Source organism: Nocardia sp. NPDC051911, assembly GCF_040681035.1.
Taxonomy (GTDB): domain Bacteria; phylum Actinomycetota; class Actinomycetes; order Mycobacteriales; family Mycobacteriaceae; genus Nocardia; species Nocardia sichangensis.
Genome location: NZ_JBFAXY010000063.1, coordinates 1 through 14,772 on the forward strand (window position 1 = coordinate 1; position 14,772 = coordinate 14,772).

Annotated in this window: 13 protein-coding genes and 1 tRNA gene; 5 read left to right on the forward strand and 9 right to left on the reverse strand. The window is 64.8% G+C overall.

The features are described from left to right. Nucleotides 1-216 precede the first annotated feature (216 nt). Together AB0L97_RS37315 and AB0L97_RS37320 are read left to right on the forward strand one after the other, a co-directional pair. Complete coding sequence (locus AB0L97_RS37315) at nucleotides 217-702, forward strand: transposase (RefSeq protein WP_364439455.1); 486 nt, start codon at nucleotides 217-219, stop codon at nucleotides 700-702. 44 nt (nucleotides 703-746) lie between these two features. After that, a protein-coding gene (locus AB0L97_RS37320) for an IS3 family transposase (RefSeq protein WP_364439458.1) occupies nucleotides 747-1,888 on the forward strand; the annotation gives its coding sequence in 2 pieces (ribosomal slippage) (nucleotides 747-1,014 and nucleotides 1,014-1,888; 1,143 coding nt in all). A 146-nt stretch (nucleotides 1,889-2,034) separates the two neighbouring features. Here AB0L97_RS37320 and AB0L97_RS37325 read toward each other — a convergent pair. The 9 genes from AB0L97_RS37325 to AB0L97_RS37365 form a co-directional block, all read right to left on the reverse strand. Continuing rightward, on the reverse strand, nucleotides 2,035-3,258 hold the full coding sequence (locus tag AB0L97_RS37325; RefSeq protein WP_364439461.1) for a DNA adenine methylase: 1,224 nt from the start codon (nucleotides 3,256-3,258) through the stop codon (nucleotides 2,035-2,037). Between the two features lie 136 nt (nucleotides 3,259-3,394). Continuing rightward, the gene (locus AB0L97_RS37330; RefSeq protein WP_364439464.1) at nucleotides 3,395-4,789 is read right to left on the reverse strand and encodes a hypothetical protein; all 1,395 of its coding nucleotides are present in this window, start codon (nucleotides 4,787-4,789) and stop codon (nucleotides 3,395-3,397) included. Further along, on the reverse strand, nucleotides 4,789-6,855 hold the full coding sequence (locus AB0L97_RS37335; protein ID WP_364439467.1) for a DUF87 domain-containing protein: 2,067 nt from the start codon (nucleotides 6,853-6,855) through the stop codon (nucleotides 4,789-4,791). Before AB0L97_RS37335 ends, AB0L97_RS37330 begins: the two co-directional genes overlap by 1 nt. A 526-nt stretch (nucleotides 6,856-7,381) precedes the next feature. After that, complete coding sequence (locus AB0L97_RS37340; RefSeq protein ID WP_364439470.1) at nucleotides 7,382-7,642, reverse strand: hypothetical protein; 261 nt, start codon at nucleotides 7,640-7,642, stop codon at nucleotides 7,382-7,384. Between the two features lie 105 nt (nucleotides 7,643-7,747). Then, nucleotides 7,748-8,146, reverse strand: a complete 399-nt coding sequence (locus tag AB0L97_RS37345) for a hypothetical protein (RefSeq protein ID WP_364439473.1) — start codon at nucleotides 8,144-8,146, stop codon at nucleotides 7,748-7,750. Nucleotides 8,147-8,310: 164 nt separating this feature from the next. Next, a tRNA-Arg gene (locus tag AB0L97_RS37350) sits at nucleotides 8,311-8,386 on the reverse strand. Between the two features lie 94 nt (nucleotides 8,387-8,480). Continuing rightward, nucleotides 8,481-9,278, reverse strand: coding sequence for a DUF1542 domain-containing protein (locus tag AB0L97_RS37355; protein ID WP_364439476.1), 798 nt, complete (start codon nucleotides 9,276-9,278; stop codon nucleotides 8,481-8,483). Between the two features lie 74 nt (nucleotides 9,279-9,352). Further along, nucleotides 9,353-10,825 carry an NAD(P)/FAD-dependent oxidoreductase gene (locus AB0L97_RS37360; RefSeq protein ID WP_364439479.1) on the reverse strand — a complete coding sequence of 491 codons (1,473 nt, stop codon included), beginning with the start codon at nucleotides 10,823-10,825 and terminating at the stop codon, nucleotides 9,353-9,355. Nucleotides 10,826-10,905: 80 nt separating this feature from the next. Then, nucleotides 10,906-12,048 carry an acyl-CoA dehydrogenase family protein gene (locus AB0L97_RS37365; RefSeq protein WP_364439482.1) on the reverse strand — a complete coding sequence of 381 codons (1,143 nt, stop codon included), beginning with the start codon at nucleotides 12,046-12,048 and terminating at the stop codon, nucleotides 10,906-10,908. A gap of 525 nt (nucleotides 12,049-12,573) precedes the next feature. On the opposite strand from AB0L97_RS37365, the gene AB0L97_RS37370 reads away from it, so the two are divergent. The 3 genes from AB0L97_RS37370 (at nucleotide 12,574) to AB0L97_RS37380 (ending at nucleotide 14,729) form a co-directional block, all read left to right on the forward strand. Continuing rightward, nucleotides 12,574-12,966, forward strand: coding sequence for a metalloregulator ArsR/SmtB family transcription factor (locus AB0L97_RS37370; protein WP_355079977.1), 393 nt, complete (start codon nucleotides 12,574-12,576; stop codon nucleotides 12,964-12,966). Further along, a complete protein-coding gene (locus AB0L97_RS37375; protein WP_364439486.1) occupies nucleotides 12,963-13,994 on the forward strand; it encodes a cation diffusion facilitator family transporter in 1,032 nt (343 codons plus the stop codon). Before AB0L97_RS37370 ends, AB0L97_RS37375 begins: the two co-directional genes overlap by 4 nt. A gap of 132 nt (nucleotides 13,995-14,126) precedes the next feature. Next, nucleotides 14,127-14,729 carry a serine hydrolase domain-containing protein gene (locus AB0L97_RS37380; RefSeq protein WP_364439489.1) on the forward strand — a complete coding sequence of 201 codons (603 nt, stop codon included), beginning with the start codon at nucleotides 14,127-14,129 and terminating at the stop codon, nucleotides 14,727-14,729. The last annotated feature ends 43 nt before the right edge of the window (nucleotides 14,730-14,772 follow it).

Consider the following 14,772-nt stretch of genomic DNA (forward strand, 5'->3'; position numbering starts at 1 on the left):
GTGGTCTTCTGCCCAGTCGTCACCGACGAACAGCAACTGAATACTCCTCCTCAAACGATGTCATGACATCGGCAGCGTTCGGGAGAACTCTCGGCGCCCTAATGAAACAGTGCTCACGCCGCGGCGGGCACGACATCCCATCAGCGATCCATCCTCCCGGTCGACCGGCGGGGACACGATCTTTTTTCAGGACTCGGGGTCCTGGGGGCCCAAACAGTGCTCACCCGCCAGCCGCTACCGGCAGCGAGTCTGCCCGATCGGACTGGCCCGCTACATCTCATTAGGGGCGCCGCGACCGGTCCGAGCCCGGTCGACCGCCGCAAAACCGGCTCGAAACACCACATCCTGACCTGCGGAAACGGGCTACCTCTCGCGGTCGCTCTATCGGGCGCCAACATCAACGACCACCTGATGCTGCCGGAGTTGCTCGACCGGGTCCGGCCGCTACGCGGCAGAACGGGTCGGCCACGCCACCGGATCAAGGCACTGATCGCGGACAAGGGCTACGACTATCCGCGCGTGTATGCCGAACTGCACCAACGTCGTATCACCGGCTACATCCCACGCCGCGGCACCCACGACAAGGTGACAGGGCGATGGATCGTCGAACAATCCCTTGCCCTGCTGCACCAGTACCGCCGCCTGGCCACCCGCTGGGAACGACGTGGCCTGTCCCCGGTGAATGAGACCGCCTGGATTTAGAGTCCTGTTGGCCCTGGTGAGGGCTGGAAGGGACACTGAGAACCATGGCAGGACGTAAGCGGCATTCCGCGGAGGAGATCGTGCGGAAGCTGCGCCGTGCCGACGAGTTGGCCGCTGCCGGGGCTTCGGGCGAGGAAATCGCCGCTGACCTGCAAGTATCGCCAGCCACGTTGTATAACTGGCGGCGCCAGTACGGCGGGATGGACACCGACGCCGCCAAAGAACTCAAAGAGTTGCGGGAGCAGAACACCCGGCTCAAGCGGCTGCTGGCCGATGCCGAGCTGGAGAAAGACGCGCTGCGGGAGATCGCCAAGGGAAAATTTTAGGCCCGGCGGCCAAGCGGCGGGCTGTGGACATGCTCTTGCAGGTCAAGGGCATGTCCGAACGGTTCGCCTGTAAGGTCGTCGGGCTGCATCGGTCCACCTTCCGGCGAGTGCCGCCCGACCAGAGACCGGATTATCCCGACGTCGGCGCCCGGGCCTGGCTGCGCGAATACGCGGGCAAGAACCCCTGTCACGGGTTCCGGCGGGCGTGGGCGGCGTTGCGGTTCGACGAAGGACACAGGGTCAACCGCAAACGGGTCCATCGGTTGTGGAAACAGGAGGGCCTGCAGGTGCGTGCGCATCACCGACGCAAACGCGCCGGCTCATCGTCGGTGCCGACGATCGCCGCGGACGCACCGAACACCGTGTGGGCGGTAGACTTCCAGTTCGACTCCACTGTCGATGGGCGGGCGGTGAAGATCGCGTCGATGGTCGATGAACACACCCGTGAGTCGCTGCTGCACCTGGTGGAACGCTCCATCACCGGGGAGAAACTCGTCGCCGAGCTCGCCCGGGTGTTGGCTGTCCGTGGCGCGCCGAGGGTTCTGCGTTGCGACAACGGCCCGGAAATGATTTCCGATGCGCTGCAACGGTTTTGCGCCGACGGGGTCGGGATCACCTATATCCCGCCCGGCACGCCCTGGAACAACGGATACATCGAGTCGTTCAATCGGAGGTTGCGCGTGGAGTGCCTCAACCGCAACCACTGGACTTCTCTGCTCGAGGCCCGCGTGGTGATCGGCGACTTCAAAACCGACCACAATCTACGGCACCGGCACTCAGCGCTGGGCTACCGAACACCGGCCGAGTACGCTGCGGCCTGCACCCACACCCACCACCCGGTGGAGTGCGGGATCAACTGACACCGACGAAACAACCCGGGCTCTACTCCCGGGTGGTCGCATTATCGGGGACCGGCCAGACGCGCCGACATCCACCAAGGATTCCTCGACCTCGCCGCCGCCCTCATCTGCTGGCGAAGGCTCCGCAACCGAACCTGATAGGTGCTCTATGTGCAAGCGCCCTCAAGCACTCGCAGTTCGTCATCGATCGGAACGGTGGCCGGGGGGAGGGTCGTTATCAGCAGCTCCTCGGCAAATCGTTTTCCGACGCGGCCTGCCGCCGAGTATCGAGTGCTGACTAGACGCTTACTGATCCGCCAGCAGCGCACGCCGAGCAGTTCGCGATCCGAGCGTGATGGTGTCATCTGGTCGGGGGCGTACAGCCACTCGCTCTCGGTGAGTGTCGGATGGTTGTCGTAGCTCAACAACCACCGGAACTGTGCCTTCGTCCTCAAGTAGTCGGCAAGACCGAGGTGCAAGGTGTAGTCGCTGGGCCGGGCCGCTCCGAGCCCATCGCCGCCGTAGCCTCCGAGGGGATCGAAGGAGGCCCGGTACAGGTGTGAGGCCTTCTCGACGTACGGCGGATCAAGGTAGGCGACCACCCGTGAGGGAAGAAGCTGTGGGTAGTACTCGGGAACGTCGTCCAAAGTCTGGCGCCAGTCCTTGCACCATACGTCGACCAGACGTCCTGTTTTGTACAGGTGGCCGATGTATCGGAGTCGGTCCTCGAGCGCATCTGGATTCCACCGGCAGCCGATCGGATAGGCGCTCGCCTGCGCTCGCCCCCCGATAGGCCCAGCCTTGCCGTGCAAGATGCCCGAGAAGGTGGTGCGATTGAGGAACAAACATTGCGTTGCGGTTGCCAGCCGACGGTTGCGTGGGGTCATTCTGGACTTGGGGGTCCAGGCGCGCCAGTAGTCCCATCGTTCAACGGCCTTTTGACCACCGTCTCGGACGTAACGTTTCCACTCGTCGTGCATGCGGTCGACGAGACGTTCTGTGTCATCGGCTGCGGTCTGCCAGAAGGCGGTGACCAGCGGGTCGGCATCGGCGAGGAGGATGCGCTCGACGGTGCCATCACCAATCATGCGCAGTGAAGCTGATGCGCCACCCGCGAAAGGCTCCACAAGGAGGTTGATCTCGGGAACCTCCCGCGATTGTTTCGCCGATGTAATCACTCGTCCGATGATGGGTGCAAGCGACGATTTGGCCCCGGGGTAGCGCAAGGGTGACTGATAGCGGCCATGAGCGAGGTTGTGCGCGACGGGCTCCAACTCTGCAACCAGCGGACGCGCCTCACCGTTGATCGCTTCGCCGGAGCCGAAAAGGTGTGCACCGCTCGCGAGTTCGCGAGCGGCGCGGTTGGCTGGCGGCAAGATCAACGACGGCATAGTGGTATTTTGCCGGACGATTGAACGTTCGGGGCCACGGTACCGCCTATCTGGTGAAAAATGTTGGGGATATACCGCATGGAAGTCGAACTTCAGCCCCGGGGACGCAGTGTGGCACTCGCGCTAACCGGTAGGTTCATGTGGAGCAGGTATTCGAGTTGCCAGCCTGAGCGTCCAGGCCAAGTCGTTTGGTGGCAACGAGGCGAAGGACATCCGTGCCGACGCCGATTGGGAAGGCGGCCTTGCCGTGGGCGGCGGCGACAGGAATGATTCCATCGATGTACATCGAGGAACCTGTCCGGTCGATGACATCAAGGATCGCCGGCAACGTTGGGTAGCTCTCGGGCTCACTGAGCCCGCCGTTGGTGTCGTAGGGAGATCCGGTTGGCGGCATGACAGTAGGTACAACGACGCGGCCGTCCAGCGTTCGGTAGATGAACTTGCGACCCCAGTACGTTTCCTTTCCGTACCCAATAGCATTGGTCGCGTTGGTGACGCGGCCAATGATGTCGGCGTCGCAGACGAGGAGATCGCCGGGGGCAAGGACGTTATGGCGCGCAAGCTGGCGTGCATAGTCGACCATCGCCCCAGTCTTCTCTAGCCCACAAACGTACGGAGCACTGCCGGGTGAGGTTTTGGCCATCTCCTGGAAGTAGTCCAGCGCCCAGCCACGGAGTTTCGCCGGAGGCCCGTACATCGCGAGCGGACCATCGACGATGAAGAGCGTCTGCGGCAGGATCTCCCTACGAGACTGTTCCCAAAGCAGAGTCGCAAGCCCTACCAACACCAGGAGTTCCACCACAGACATCAGGCGACTGAGAGCGGACTGGTTTGTTCCCTCCTCCCCGACCTCCTCGTGGATGCGCAGCACATCGGTCGGGAACAGGTGCTGACTGCACCCGGCACACTCGATACCGGTGGGTGGCACCGGGACATCCTGTTGACAGTCTTTCGTCGGGCAGTTAACCGGGACTCGCGCCGCCGGACATCCCGGTTTTCCGTGAAGCAAGAACAGCAGGTCGAGGAGGGTCTGATTTAGTCGGTTCACCTCGATCTTCTTGAGTCGAAAGAGTTGGTCGATCGCTTCACGCCACGATGTGGCGATGTCGACGCCCTCGCGCGTGTAGGCACCCGCGACTGGCAGGTCGAGGGTGACAAGCGCGGAGTTCACGGCCCGGTTGATCTCGTAGGGATCAACAAAGCGCATGGCCTTCTGGGTCTCCATGATCCCTAGGTCGACGTACGCGGCAGCTGCTTGCGCGAAGCCGTAGTACACGGACGGGAGGCCATCCCTTATCTGCTCGACAACGTATGATCCGTCGACTGCGATTGCCGACGCCAGCTTGATCTGTGGCGACGGGGATGCGAAATGCGTTCGCGGCCGGATCCGCCTTTTCACGTCATCAAGGTCACGGAGTGCCTCCGCGGGTACGTGGAACGTGCGCTGGTCGGCGATGGCACGCACAGCGGCAGTGGAGTGACTCAGCCGCGAAGCTATCTCATGGGTACCTACGACGGTCTCATACGGCATCAGAAGAGCACCCCTTTAGACAGCGGCATATCACCCGCGGCCGCCCGCGCCTGGTTGACGAGCTCGGTGTCGTATCGATCGATCTGAACCGGAACAATGTAGGGCGAGGAGAGCGTCTTGAGACGTACGTAGCCCCGGTCTTCGGATGAAAGGATCGCGTCAGCGAACGACCCAAAATCGTAGAACTTCGCCAGCTCACGCAACTCCTTGGTGTTATTGAGGTGAGCCACGACCCAGTTGGCGGTATTGGACTTGACCTGGTGGGCCACACCCGAAACCTCCTGCGTGGCATACGTCATACCGAGGTTGAGCTTGCTCGCCTCCTTCGCGAGCTTGACCCACACATCTGCGTCATCCTTGTAACGGTCATCTGCGAATAGGTTGTGCGCTTCCTCGAGCATCACCTGGATCGGCGGCGGCTTGACGTCGGAGCCCGAGGTGAACACTTCCGTCTGTTTCGCAAGAATGCGGCGGACGATGTTCTCGCTCAGAACGCGGGTGATGACCGGAGTACCGACGTGGAGGTCCACAATGACGATGCGGCCGTGGACAAGCTCGGTATAGATCTCCTCTGCTGGGTCGCGCTGAGTGTCAGGGTTGTGAAAGTCCTTGAGCTCAATTAGATTACGCCAACCACGAACACGGCCCGACGAGCCCGATGTCGAGCCAGAGTAGATGGGCTCCGTTGACTGCCAGCGGATGTCGTCGCAGAACTCGTCAGCCTTCGTGTTCCCAGCCTCGCGCAAGGCGATGATGGCGTCGATCACCGGTCGGATGTCTTCGGTCTTGATGCTCCAGTTCTTTCCAGCCGACTTGAAGGGGTCATGCCCGATGTGTCCCTTGACGTCAGCACGCAGGTCCTTGTCCATGCTGATGACGACGGAGTACGGGAAGTTGGTTCCAGCGTTGAACTTCGGTGCCGGGAAGGCGGCCTTGAGAAGGCATCCATAGAGCAGCAGTCGCCCGCGCTGAGCGCGTGCAGTTTGTGAGTAGTCGTTCTTGACATCGCCGAACTGAGTCGAAGCGAAATCCTTGACGTATCCGGAGGATCCGTCAGACCGAAGTTTGTCGGCAATGAGACCTTGTACGGCGTCGATCTGCGCGGGGTCGAAGAAGTTGATGCCGAGCGGACGGACATGGGCCTGCGCATTGCCAGCACCGAACTTGAAGATGCGGACATGCTGCTCCCCGATCGCGGCGATCTCGGTCCCGTCCTGGGAGTTCGGATTAGCGTACTCACCTTGTGGGTCGAAGATGACTTGGCCGATGGGGGCCTCACCGACAGCGCGGCGATTCTCGGACACCATGAACGTTCGCGCGATGATGGTCTTCGCCGTGTTCGACTTACCCATGCGGGTCATGCCAAGAAGGGCGGTCTTGTTGCCGATGAAATCGTGGATGTTGACCTCGACCGCGGCATCTGCCTGCTTAGACGCCTTTGCTCGCCGTCTGGTTGCGGAGTAGCGAACAGCACCGAGGCGCACCCGCTTCACCTCACGACCGGTCGGCTTGAGATAGGAGGCGATCGTTGATAACCCCTCGCCTACAGGCTTGAGGACCCGGTAGGTCGAGGTGGCATAGAAGTTATCTACGTCCGCGCCGAATTCCAGGACCTTCTGTCCGTCGACGTCGTCCTCGTAGAAGGTGCCCAGAATCTTGCACTTCAGACCGGTGAAGGAGACCCGGTTCCGCGTGAACGGATCCATCTCGACATCAAGAATTGCAGACGGCGACGGATCCTGTTTGCTGGACAGCGCGGTCCGGAGAGACTCTTCGCGGACCGCATGGAGGTCGGCCTCCATGCTGAGTGGGGCCGTACCTTCGACTCGAAGCAGTAGCACCTCATCGTCATCGACCTGCGGCGTGTTGATGTCCTGGGCGGTCGCAAGGAGATAGGAGAACTGCGGGATGCCGCCCGCACTGAACTTCCAGCGGTCGTGGGTCAGCACGATCGCCTCGCTGTAGTCGAGCCGGTAAATGGCCCCAATTCTGGTTGATCGGTCATCGGCCAGCAACTGGGACTGCAGCAGAGAGCCAGCGCCAACGCCGGGGATCAGCTCGGTCATGTGTCCTCACGGAACGGGGTGAACGGTGACGAGGATGAGAGTGCCACAGCCCACCGACAGCAAGGAAGGGAATCGTCTGCGGTGGTCATGACTCGTGAACTCCGACTGACGTTCTGCTGGACTGTCTTTCAACGGCATTGCCGACCCGAGTCGAGATCCGCAGATCGATGCCAACTCCGACGGTGGCGAGGCCCGTGCGCAGGTTCGAGCGGCCGGTCACCTTCTGGGAAGACCTCGGATCCGGCGGGCCGGCAGAGGCCGCCGAAACCGGGACGATGCTCGCGCGGCTGCACTCACTGCGAGTGCCCACCCACCTCGGGCTGCCGCGCTTCACCATGCCCGACTTCACCGGCCGTATCGACCAATGCCTCACCGGCGACTCGGAGAAGGACTGGTTGCGTCGCTACGCCGAAAACCTCGCGGAACGGTGGGACGCGCTGGATTGGCCGAGCCCGTGGTGCGTCATCCACGGCGACCCGTCACCGGCCAAGGCGGCAAGCTCAACCCACCCGAGAAATGGGTCTGGTCACCCGAGCCCACCCACGAACCACTCGTCACCCGCGAAATGTGGGAAGCGGTACAGGCAAAGCGCACCATCCGGCAAGGATCGCGGATGGGCGGCAAGAACTCCCATCCCGCCACCATCCGCACCTACGTGCTGCGCTACTACGTGCACCATCAGCAATGCCACAAACGGATGTTCGGCAAAACCCGTAAGGGCTACGGCTACTACACCTGCCAGCCGCAACTCGATCGCGTCGGCAACCCCGAGGCGTACGCCGATCACCCCCCGACGGTGTACGTGCGCGAAGACGCGCTACTGGAATGCGTACAAACCTTCTTCAACGAGCGCGTGTTCGGCCCCGACCGCGCCACGCTGCTACGCCACCAACTACGCGACCACGACTCCAGCGACCGCGACGACATCGAACAGCAGATCGCCGCGATCGAGAAGACGGTCGCCGAGATCACCCGCCGTCAGAACAACCTCCTCGACGAGCGCGAATCCCGCAGCTTCTCCAGCGGTGACGAGACAGCTGACGCCTGGGCCGGACGACTGCGTCACCGGTTCGCCGAACTCGAACACGAACGCCGAACCAAGAACGCCGCGCTGGAGGCGCTGCGCGAACAGGCCGCCCGACGACAACCGAACGAGCCCGACCTGATCGAAGACCTTCCCCGACTCGCGCTGCAACTCACCATCGCCCCCGACGCCCTGCAACGCGACCTGTACGAGGCGTTCGGTCTCAAGATCGTCTACGACCACAACACCAAACGTGCCACCATCCACGCCACACTGACCACGGAAACACTCCCCGCCGCCGCACAAGCCGCCGCCGCGCTAACCGCTATGGCACCCCCGGAACCCGCCGCCGAACCGCCGCCAGCATCAAACCAAACCAGCACACGGCCCGTCGCAGGTAGGGCAACAACTGAAAAAGTTGCCCATGATGTTGGTGCCCTCGGCAGGATTCGAACCTGCGACACCCGCTTTAGGAGAGCGGTGCTCTATCCCCTGAGCTACGAAGGCTGGGTGGGCTCGAGGCCCGCCCGGGACGTTCGCAGTCTACCGGGTAACGGGCTCGGAGGCCGCATCGCTGTCGTATGGGCGTTGGTGGACGGGATCAGAAGCCCCCGTCGAAGCCTCCGCCGTCGAACCCGCCGTTGTCGTAGCCGCCGGAGTAGTCCCCGCCCTGGTCGTAGCCGCCGGGGTAGTCGCCGCCTTGGTCGTAGTCCCCGCCCTGGCCGCCATCCGCGACCAGTCCGTCTTGGAACCCTTCGCCGTAGCCGCTCTCGAAGCCGTGCGCGTCGTAGCCCACTCCGGACATCCCGGAGAACAGGGAGGTGAACAGCAGGGCCGAGCCGAGGCCCCAGGCGCCTGCGACCATGGCGGGTTTCCACCAGGGTTCGGAGTACCACCCAGCGGGTACCGGTCGTCCGGCCACTCGGCCGCCGGGGTAGTAATTCGGTGTCGATGACGAGGGTTCGGGGGCGGCCTTGATCTGCCTGCCCTCGTACTCGACGACGCGCTTCTCGGTCACCTGCCCCGCGGCGTCCTGGCCGTCGAGTCCGGGGATCGCGGGGCCCGGGTCCATGTTCATCGCGGTCCGTGCGGCCCTGATGTAGTAGAGCCCTTCCAGCGCGGTCTGCTTCGCCAGCCGTGCCTGCGTGGGCGTGCGCGCCTGGTCGAGTTGCGCGCCGGCCGCGAGATGCCGCTCGGAGGCGTCGGCGAGTGCCTGGACTGCCGCGTCGTTGCTGCCGGAGAGGCTGTAGACCTGGCCGCCGAGCCGTTCGTTCACTTGCCTGGCGTCGGCGAGAGCGTCGGCCAGCTCGGTAGCTTTACGCTGTTCGCTCTGTTGTGACTGCCATATCAGCAAGACGATCAGCGCGCCGAGTATCAAGGCGATAAGCAGCCAAAACATGGGCACCTCTTCCGCGGAATCTCGGACAAGGACAGTTTACTGTCGGCTTGCTGAGGTCTCACTGAGTGTGCGGGTCACGGCGTCGCGGCGGGTGCTTGCGCCTCGTCGTAGTCGGCGGGGTCGAAAGTCTTGGTCTTCCAGCGGTACAGCAGGGTCGCGCCGGGCCAGTTGTTGGTGATCCGGCCGGAGGCGTTGCGGTACCAGCTGGAGCAGAAGTTCCAGGGGGTGTCTTTCAAGCGCTTCTGCAACCAGTCGTCCCAGCGCTGCTCGGCGGCGGGGCGGGCGGCGAGGTAGCGGCCGGGACGATCGGTCAGGTACTGCACGACCTGGCGGATGTAGCGGGCCTGGGATTCGAGCATGTAGATGATGGAGCCGGAGCCGACGTTGGTGTTCGGGCCGTACATCATGAACAGGTTGGGGAACTGGGGCACCGAGAGTCCGAGGTAGGCGCGGGCGCCTTCGTCGCCCCAGACGTCGGCCAGTTTGCGTCCGCCGAGGCCGTAGATGTTCATCGGGGCAAGGAACTCGGTGCCCTTGAAGCCGGTACCGAAGATGATGACGTCCACGTCGTGCTCGACGCCGTCGGCGGTGCGGATTCCGGTCGGCGTGATCGACTCGATGGCAGTGGTCTCCACGGTGACGTTCGGCTGCGCCAGCGCGGGGAAGTACTCGTTGGAAAACAGTCCGCGCTTGCACCCCGCCGCGTAATCGGGAGTCAGTTTCGCGCGCAGTTCGGCGTCGGGCACCTGCTTTTCCCGGTGCCGGTCGGCCAATGCGATCACGGGGGTCTTGATCGCCGGGATGTCGGTCAGGCCGAGGGCGAGCGCCTCGAAGAAGGACCAGATGGCGAAGCGCTCGGCGAGGCGGCTGGGCGGAAAGTATTTGAACAGTGCGTGATGCAGAGCGCTGTACTCGACGTCGGCCTTCGGCAGCACCCAGGCGGCGGAGCGCTGGAACAGCGTGAGGTGACCCGCGGTCGGCTGAATGCGCGGGATGTATTGGATCGCGCTGGCCCCGGTGCCGATGCAGGCGATGCGCTTGCCGGTCAGGTCGACGTCGTGATCCCACTCGGCGGAGTGGAACGCCGGACCGGTGAAGGTTTCGATGCCAGGGATGTTCGGCAGGGCCGGGCGCGAAAGCTGGCCGACCGCCGGGACGAGGATGTCGGCGGTCAGTTGCGCTCCGTCGGCCGTGCGGACGGTCCACTGGCCGGTGCGCTCGTCGAACTCCGCGTCGGTGACCTCGGTGCCGAAACGGATGAAGCGTCGCAGGCCGTGCCGGTCGGCGACGCCCTGCATGTACTCGTGGATGTCGCGTTGTTCGGAGAAACGCCGTGGCCAGTCGGACTTCGGCTCGTAGGACCACGAGTACAGCGGGGAAGGCACGTCGCAGGCCGCGCCGGGATAGGTGTTCTCCCGCCAGACGCCGCCGAGATCGGTGGCGCGCTCCAGAATCGTGAAGGTGTCCAGCCCGGCCCGCCGCAGCTCCAGCGCGATGCCGAGCCCACCGAATCCGGCGCCGATGATGATGATGGACGGCGTCGTCATCCATACAGAGTACGAGCCGGTATCCGCAGGTCCGAAGACATCCGCGGTCATTGAATCGGCATTTCCGGCCAGCGAGGGCGTCAGTTCCCGGCGAGTTGGCGTGCGATGACCAGACGCTGAATCTGGTTGGTGCCCTCGAAGATCTGCATCACCTTGGCCTCGCGCATGTAGCGCTCGACCGGGAAATCCTGGGTGTAGCCGTAGCCGCCGAACACCTGGACCGCGTCGGTGGTGACCTTCATGGCGGCGTCGGTGGCGACGAGCTTGGCCACGCTGGCCTGGCGCGAGTACGGCAGGCCCGCGTCGCGGCGGCGGGCGGCGTCGAGGTAGGTGGCGCGGGCGGAGTCCACGGCGGCGGCCATGTCGGCGAGCACGAAGCCGAGCCCCTGGTGGTCGATGATGTGGCGGCCGAACGCCTCGCGTTCCTTGGCGTACGCGACGGCCTCGTCGAGGGCGCGCTGCGCCAGGCCGGTGGCGACCGCGGCGATGCCGAGACGGCCGGAATCCAAGGCGCTGAAGGCGATCGAGAGTCCCTGTCCCTCGGCGCCGACGCGACGTTCGGCGGGCAGGAACGCGTCGTCATAGGCGGCGGTGGTGGTCGGCACGGCGCGCAAGCCCATCTTCTCCTCGGGCTTGCCGAAGTTGAGCCCCTCGGTATCACCGGGGACCAGGAAGCAGGAGATGCCGCGGGAACCTTCGCCGGTGCGGGCGAACAGGGTGTAGAAGTCGGCGCGTCCACCGTTGGTGATCCAGGCTTTGGCGCCGGTGATCCGGTAGCCGCCCGCCACGGGGGTGGCGCGGCAGCGCAGCGCGGCCGCGTCGGAACCGGCGTGCGGTTCGGACAGGCTGTAGGCGCCGATGGTCTCGCCGGAGAGCATGTCGGCCAGCCAGCGTTCCTTCTGTTCCTCGGTGCCGAAGGCGAACAACGGATGGCAGGACAGGCTGTGCACGCTGACGGCCACGGCGACGGCGGCCCACCGGGCGGCGAGTTCCTCGAGCACCTGGAGGTACACCTCGTAGGGCTGCGCGCCGCCGCCGTATTCCTCCGGATACGGCAGGCTGAGCAGCCCTGCGGCGCCCAGCGCGGGGAAGACGCCATCGGGGAAGATCCCGGTCTTCTCGCACTCGGCCACGCGCGGTTCGAGCACCTTGTCGGCGATGTCGCGGGTCAGCTCCAGCAGGTCCCTGGCCTCGGAGGTGGGCAGCATTCGGTCCACTGGCATGTCGTCTACTCCACGGTCGCTCGGTGCGTCTCTCGTGATTCACAGTAACCGGGCGTGTCCGGCGGCTCCTTCACGTCGGAAGGCGGTCGCGGCGAATCCAGGGTGCGGCACGGCGGGACATTCCGGTCCGGACACGATTGCGGCGGATACGACGAGTTCGGTGCAGAATATTCCGACCGGAGCGGCACCTGGTGGCCGAGTGCGAACTGTTGCAGGACGCTCCTTCTGCACGTGCAGTTGTGTGTACAGGTGCGCGTGAACGTCGCTGCGACGCAGGGGTATTCGTGCTGGTAACCGTCGTTGTGCGCGAGGTATGTCCACATCGCGGGAAGGGCGTGCCGATCGGTTTGTCTCAGTCGGGTGATATCGCTTCGCTCGCCTGGCGCACTGACGCCACACTCGACTAAGACAGAAGACTGTCGGGATCCGGGGTCGACCGGTGTGTCGGCGGCAACGCAGGGGGTGCCGCCGCCACATCGGCCCGGAGCGCTGGTGTGGCGGCTTCGTCTGTTCTAATATCTGCGTATGAATGCAGATAACCAGGAATGGCGGCCGCGTCTCGCGGAGGATCAGGTCGGACTGGTTGTCGAGGTGTTCCGCATGCTCGCCGACCCCACCCGCGTGCAAGTGCTCTGGGCGCTGGTCGACCGCGAACTGTCGGTGAACGACCTGGCCGGACAGGTCGGCAAGCCGGCGCCTTCGGTGTCCCAGCATCTGGCCAAATTGCGCATGGCGCGGTTGGTGAACACCCGCCGATCGGGGACGACGATCTTCTATCGCCTGGAGAACGAGCACGTCCGGCAACTGGTGGTGGACGCGGTGTACAACGCCGAGCACGCGGGCCCAGGCGTTCCCGCGCATCATCGTGGCGCGAGCGCGCTGCGTGAACTCCCCGGCCGAGACGAGGCGAGCGCATGACCCATCGGCACCATCACCACCACGATGACGGACATCATCATCACCGGCATCCTTCGGGACCGTTCGCGGTGCTGCGGGAGATCTTCGTCCCGCACAGCCACGACGCCGCCGACAGCATGGATGACGCGCTGGAGGCCAGCGCGATCGGCATCCGGGCGGTCAAGATCAGCCTGGTCGTGCTCGGATGCACCGCGGTGCTGCAACTGGGCATCGTCGCTGTGTCCGGCTCGGTGGCGCTGGCCGCGGATACCGTGCACAACTTCTCCGACGCGCTGACCGCGGTTCCGCTGTGGATCGCGTTCGCCCTCGGCCGCAAGGCCGCGACCCGGCGCTACACCTATGGCTTCGGCCGGGCGGAGGATCTGGCCGGGCTGTTCGTCGTCGCGATGATCGCCTTGTCGGCGCTGATCGCCGGATATGAGGCGGTGCGCAGGTTGCTCCATCCGGTGCCGATCGAGCATCTGGGCTGGGTCGCCGCGGCCGGGTTGGTCGGGTTCCTCGGCAACGAGACTGTCGCGCTGTACCGGATCCGCGTCGGCCGGCGGATCGGTTCGGCGGCATTGGTCGCCGATGGCTTGCACGCGCGCACCGACGGTTTCACCTCGCTGGCCGTGCTGCTCGGCGCGGGCGGAGTGGCACTCGGCTTCCCCCTCGCGGATCCGATCGTCGGGTTGCTCATCACCGCGGCGATCCTCGCGGTGCTGCGAACCGCGGCACGCGACGTGTTGCGCCGCTTGATGGACGCCGTCGAGCCCGGGATGGTCACCGCGGCCGAGCGGGCGCTGGCCGCCGAGCCCGGCGTGCAGGGCGTGCGCAGCCTGCGAATGCGGTGGATCGGTCACCGGCTGCACGCCGACGTCGAGTTGGACGTCGCCCCGACGATCACGCTCGCGGACGCGCACCGCGTCGCGCACGAGGCTCAGCACGCCCTGACCCATGTGGTGCCCAAGCTGGACACCGCTGTGGTGCATGCCTATCCGGCGCATACCGAAGTCGCGGTCTCCGGACCGGGTCGCGCGCCGAGCTGACCAGCGCAAACTGATGGCGTATGCCGTCGGATGGGTGGTCGCGGTTCTTGCTCCGCGGCCCCTGCCCACAGCGGCCTACCGTTGGGTAGCATCCCCGGTGTGATGTGGCTCATGGTCGATGCGTGCTGAACCATGACGCCGCGTGTACCGACTCTCCCTGAACTGACCGACCTGGGTCTACGCAGTCGCAAGCCGGAATATTTCGACATCGTCGCGTCGATTGGCGCGGAAGTGGATCCGCCCGAAGCCGCTCTTGCCCGCGACTATGCGGAGTATCTATGGCAGCGCGTGCGACCGGTTTATCGCAGCGGTGCGCACCCGGCCATCCAGTTGTGCGTGCGACGGTCCGAGCAAGTCGTTGTCGACCGGGCGCTGGGCCACGCGGACGGCGACGGCACCGACGCGCCGAATGTGCCGGTCGACATGACCACGCCGTTCGTCACCTACTCCGCGTCCGACTGCGTCACGGCATTCGCCGAGCGCCTGCGCACCGAGCTCGAACTGCTGGAACCGCACGCGCCGATCGGCCGCCGCATTCCCGAATACGTCCGCCACGGCAAGGAATCCAGCACGATCGGGCAGGTGCTCGCGCATCGGTCCGGCGTGGCGAACCCGCCGGGGGAGACGCTCACCGTCGCGGACCCGGGAACTGCGGGTACGGAACCCGATGGTGGCCGAGACCGATGTGGCTTTCTGTGGGGAAGTCATCGATGGAAGAAGGAGTTCCGATGTTGAGCACTATGCAGGACGAGCCGTTGTCGTTGGCGACGTTGCTGCG

What these genes read in the sequence shown, in the direction of transcription:
- AB0L97_RS37325 (WP_364439461.1), bottom strand. Translation starts at nt 3,258, where the DNA reads ATGCCGTCGTTGATCTTGCCGCCAGCCAACCGCGCCGCTCGCGAACTC.
- AB0L97_RS37330 (WP_364439464.1), bottom strand. Translation starts at nt 4,789, where the DNA reads ATGCCGTATGAGACCGTCGTAGGTACCCATGAGATAGCTTCGCGGCTG.
- AB0L97_RS37335 (WP_364439467.1), bottom strand. Translation starts at nt 6,855, where the DNA reads ATGACCGAGCTGATCCCCGGCGTTGGCGCTGGCTCTCTGCTGCAGTCC.
- AB0L97_RS37355 (WP_364439476.1), bottom strand. Translation starts at nt 9,278, where the DNA reads ATGTTTTGGCTGCTTATCGCCTTGATACTCGGCGCGCTGATCGTCTTG.
- AB0L97_RS37360 (WP_364439479.1), bottom strand. Translation starts at nt 10,825, where the DNA reads ATGACGACGCCGTCCATCATCATCATCGGCGCCGGATTCGGTGGGCTC.
- AB0L97_RS37365 (WP_364439482.1), bottom strand. Translation starts at nt 12,048, where the DNA reads ATGCCAGTGGACCGAATGCTGCCCACCTCCGAGGCCAGGGACCTGCTG.
- AB0L97_RS37370 (WP_355079977.1), top strand. Translation starts at nt 12,574, where the DNA reads ATGAATGCAGATAACCAGGAATGGCGGCCGCGTCTCGCGGAGGATCAG.
- AB0L97_RS37375 (WP_364439486.1), top strand. Translation starts at nt 12,963, where the DNA reads ATGACCCATCGGCACCATCACCACCACGATGACGGACATCATCATCAC.
- AB0L97_RS37380 (WP_364439489.1), top strand. Translation starts at nt 14,127, where the DNA reads ATGACGCCGCGTGTACCGACTCTCCCTGAACTGACCGACCTGGGTCTA.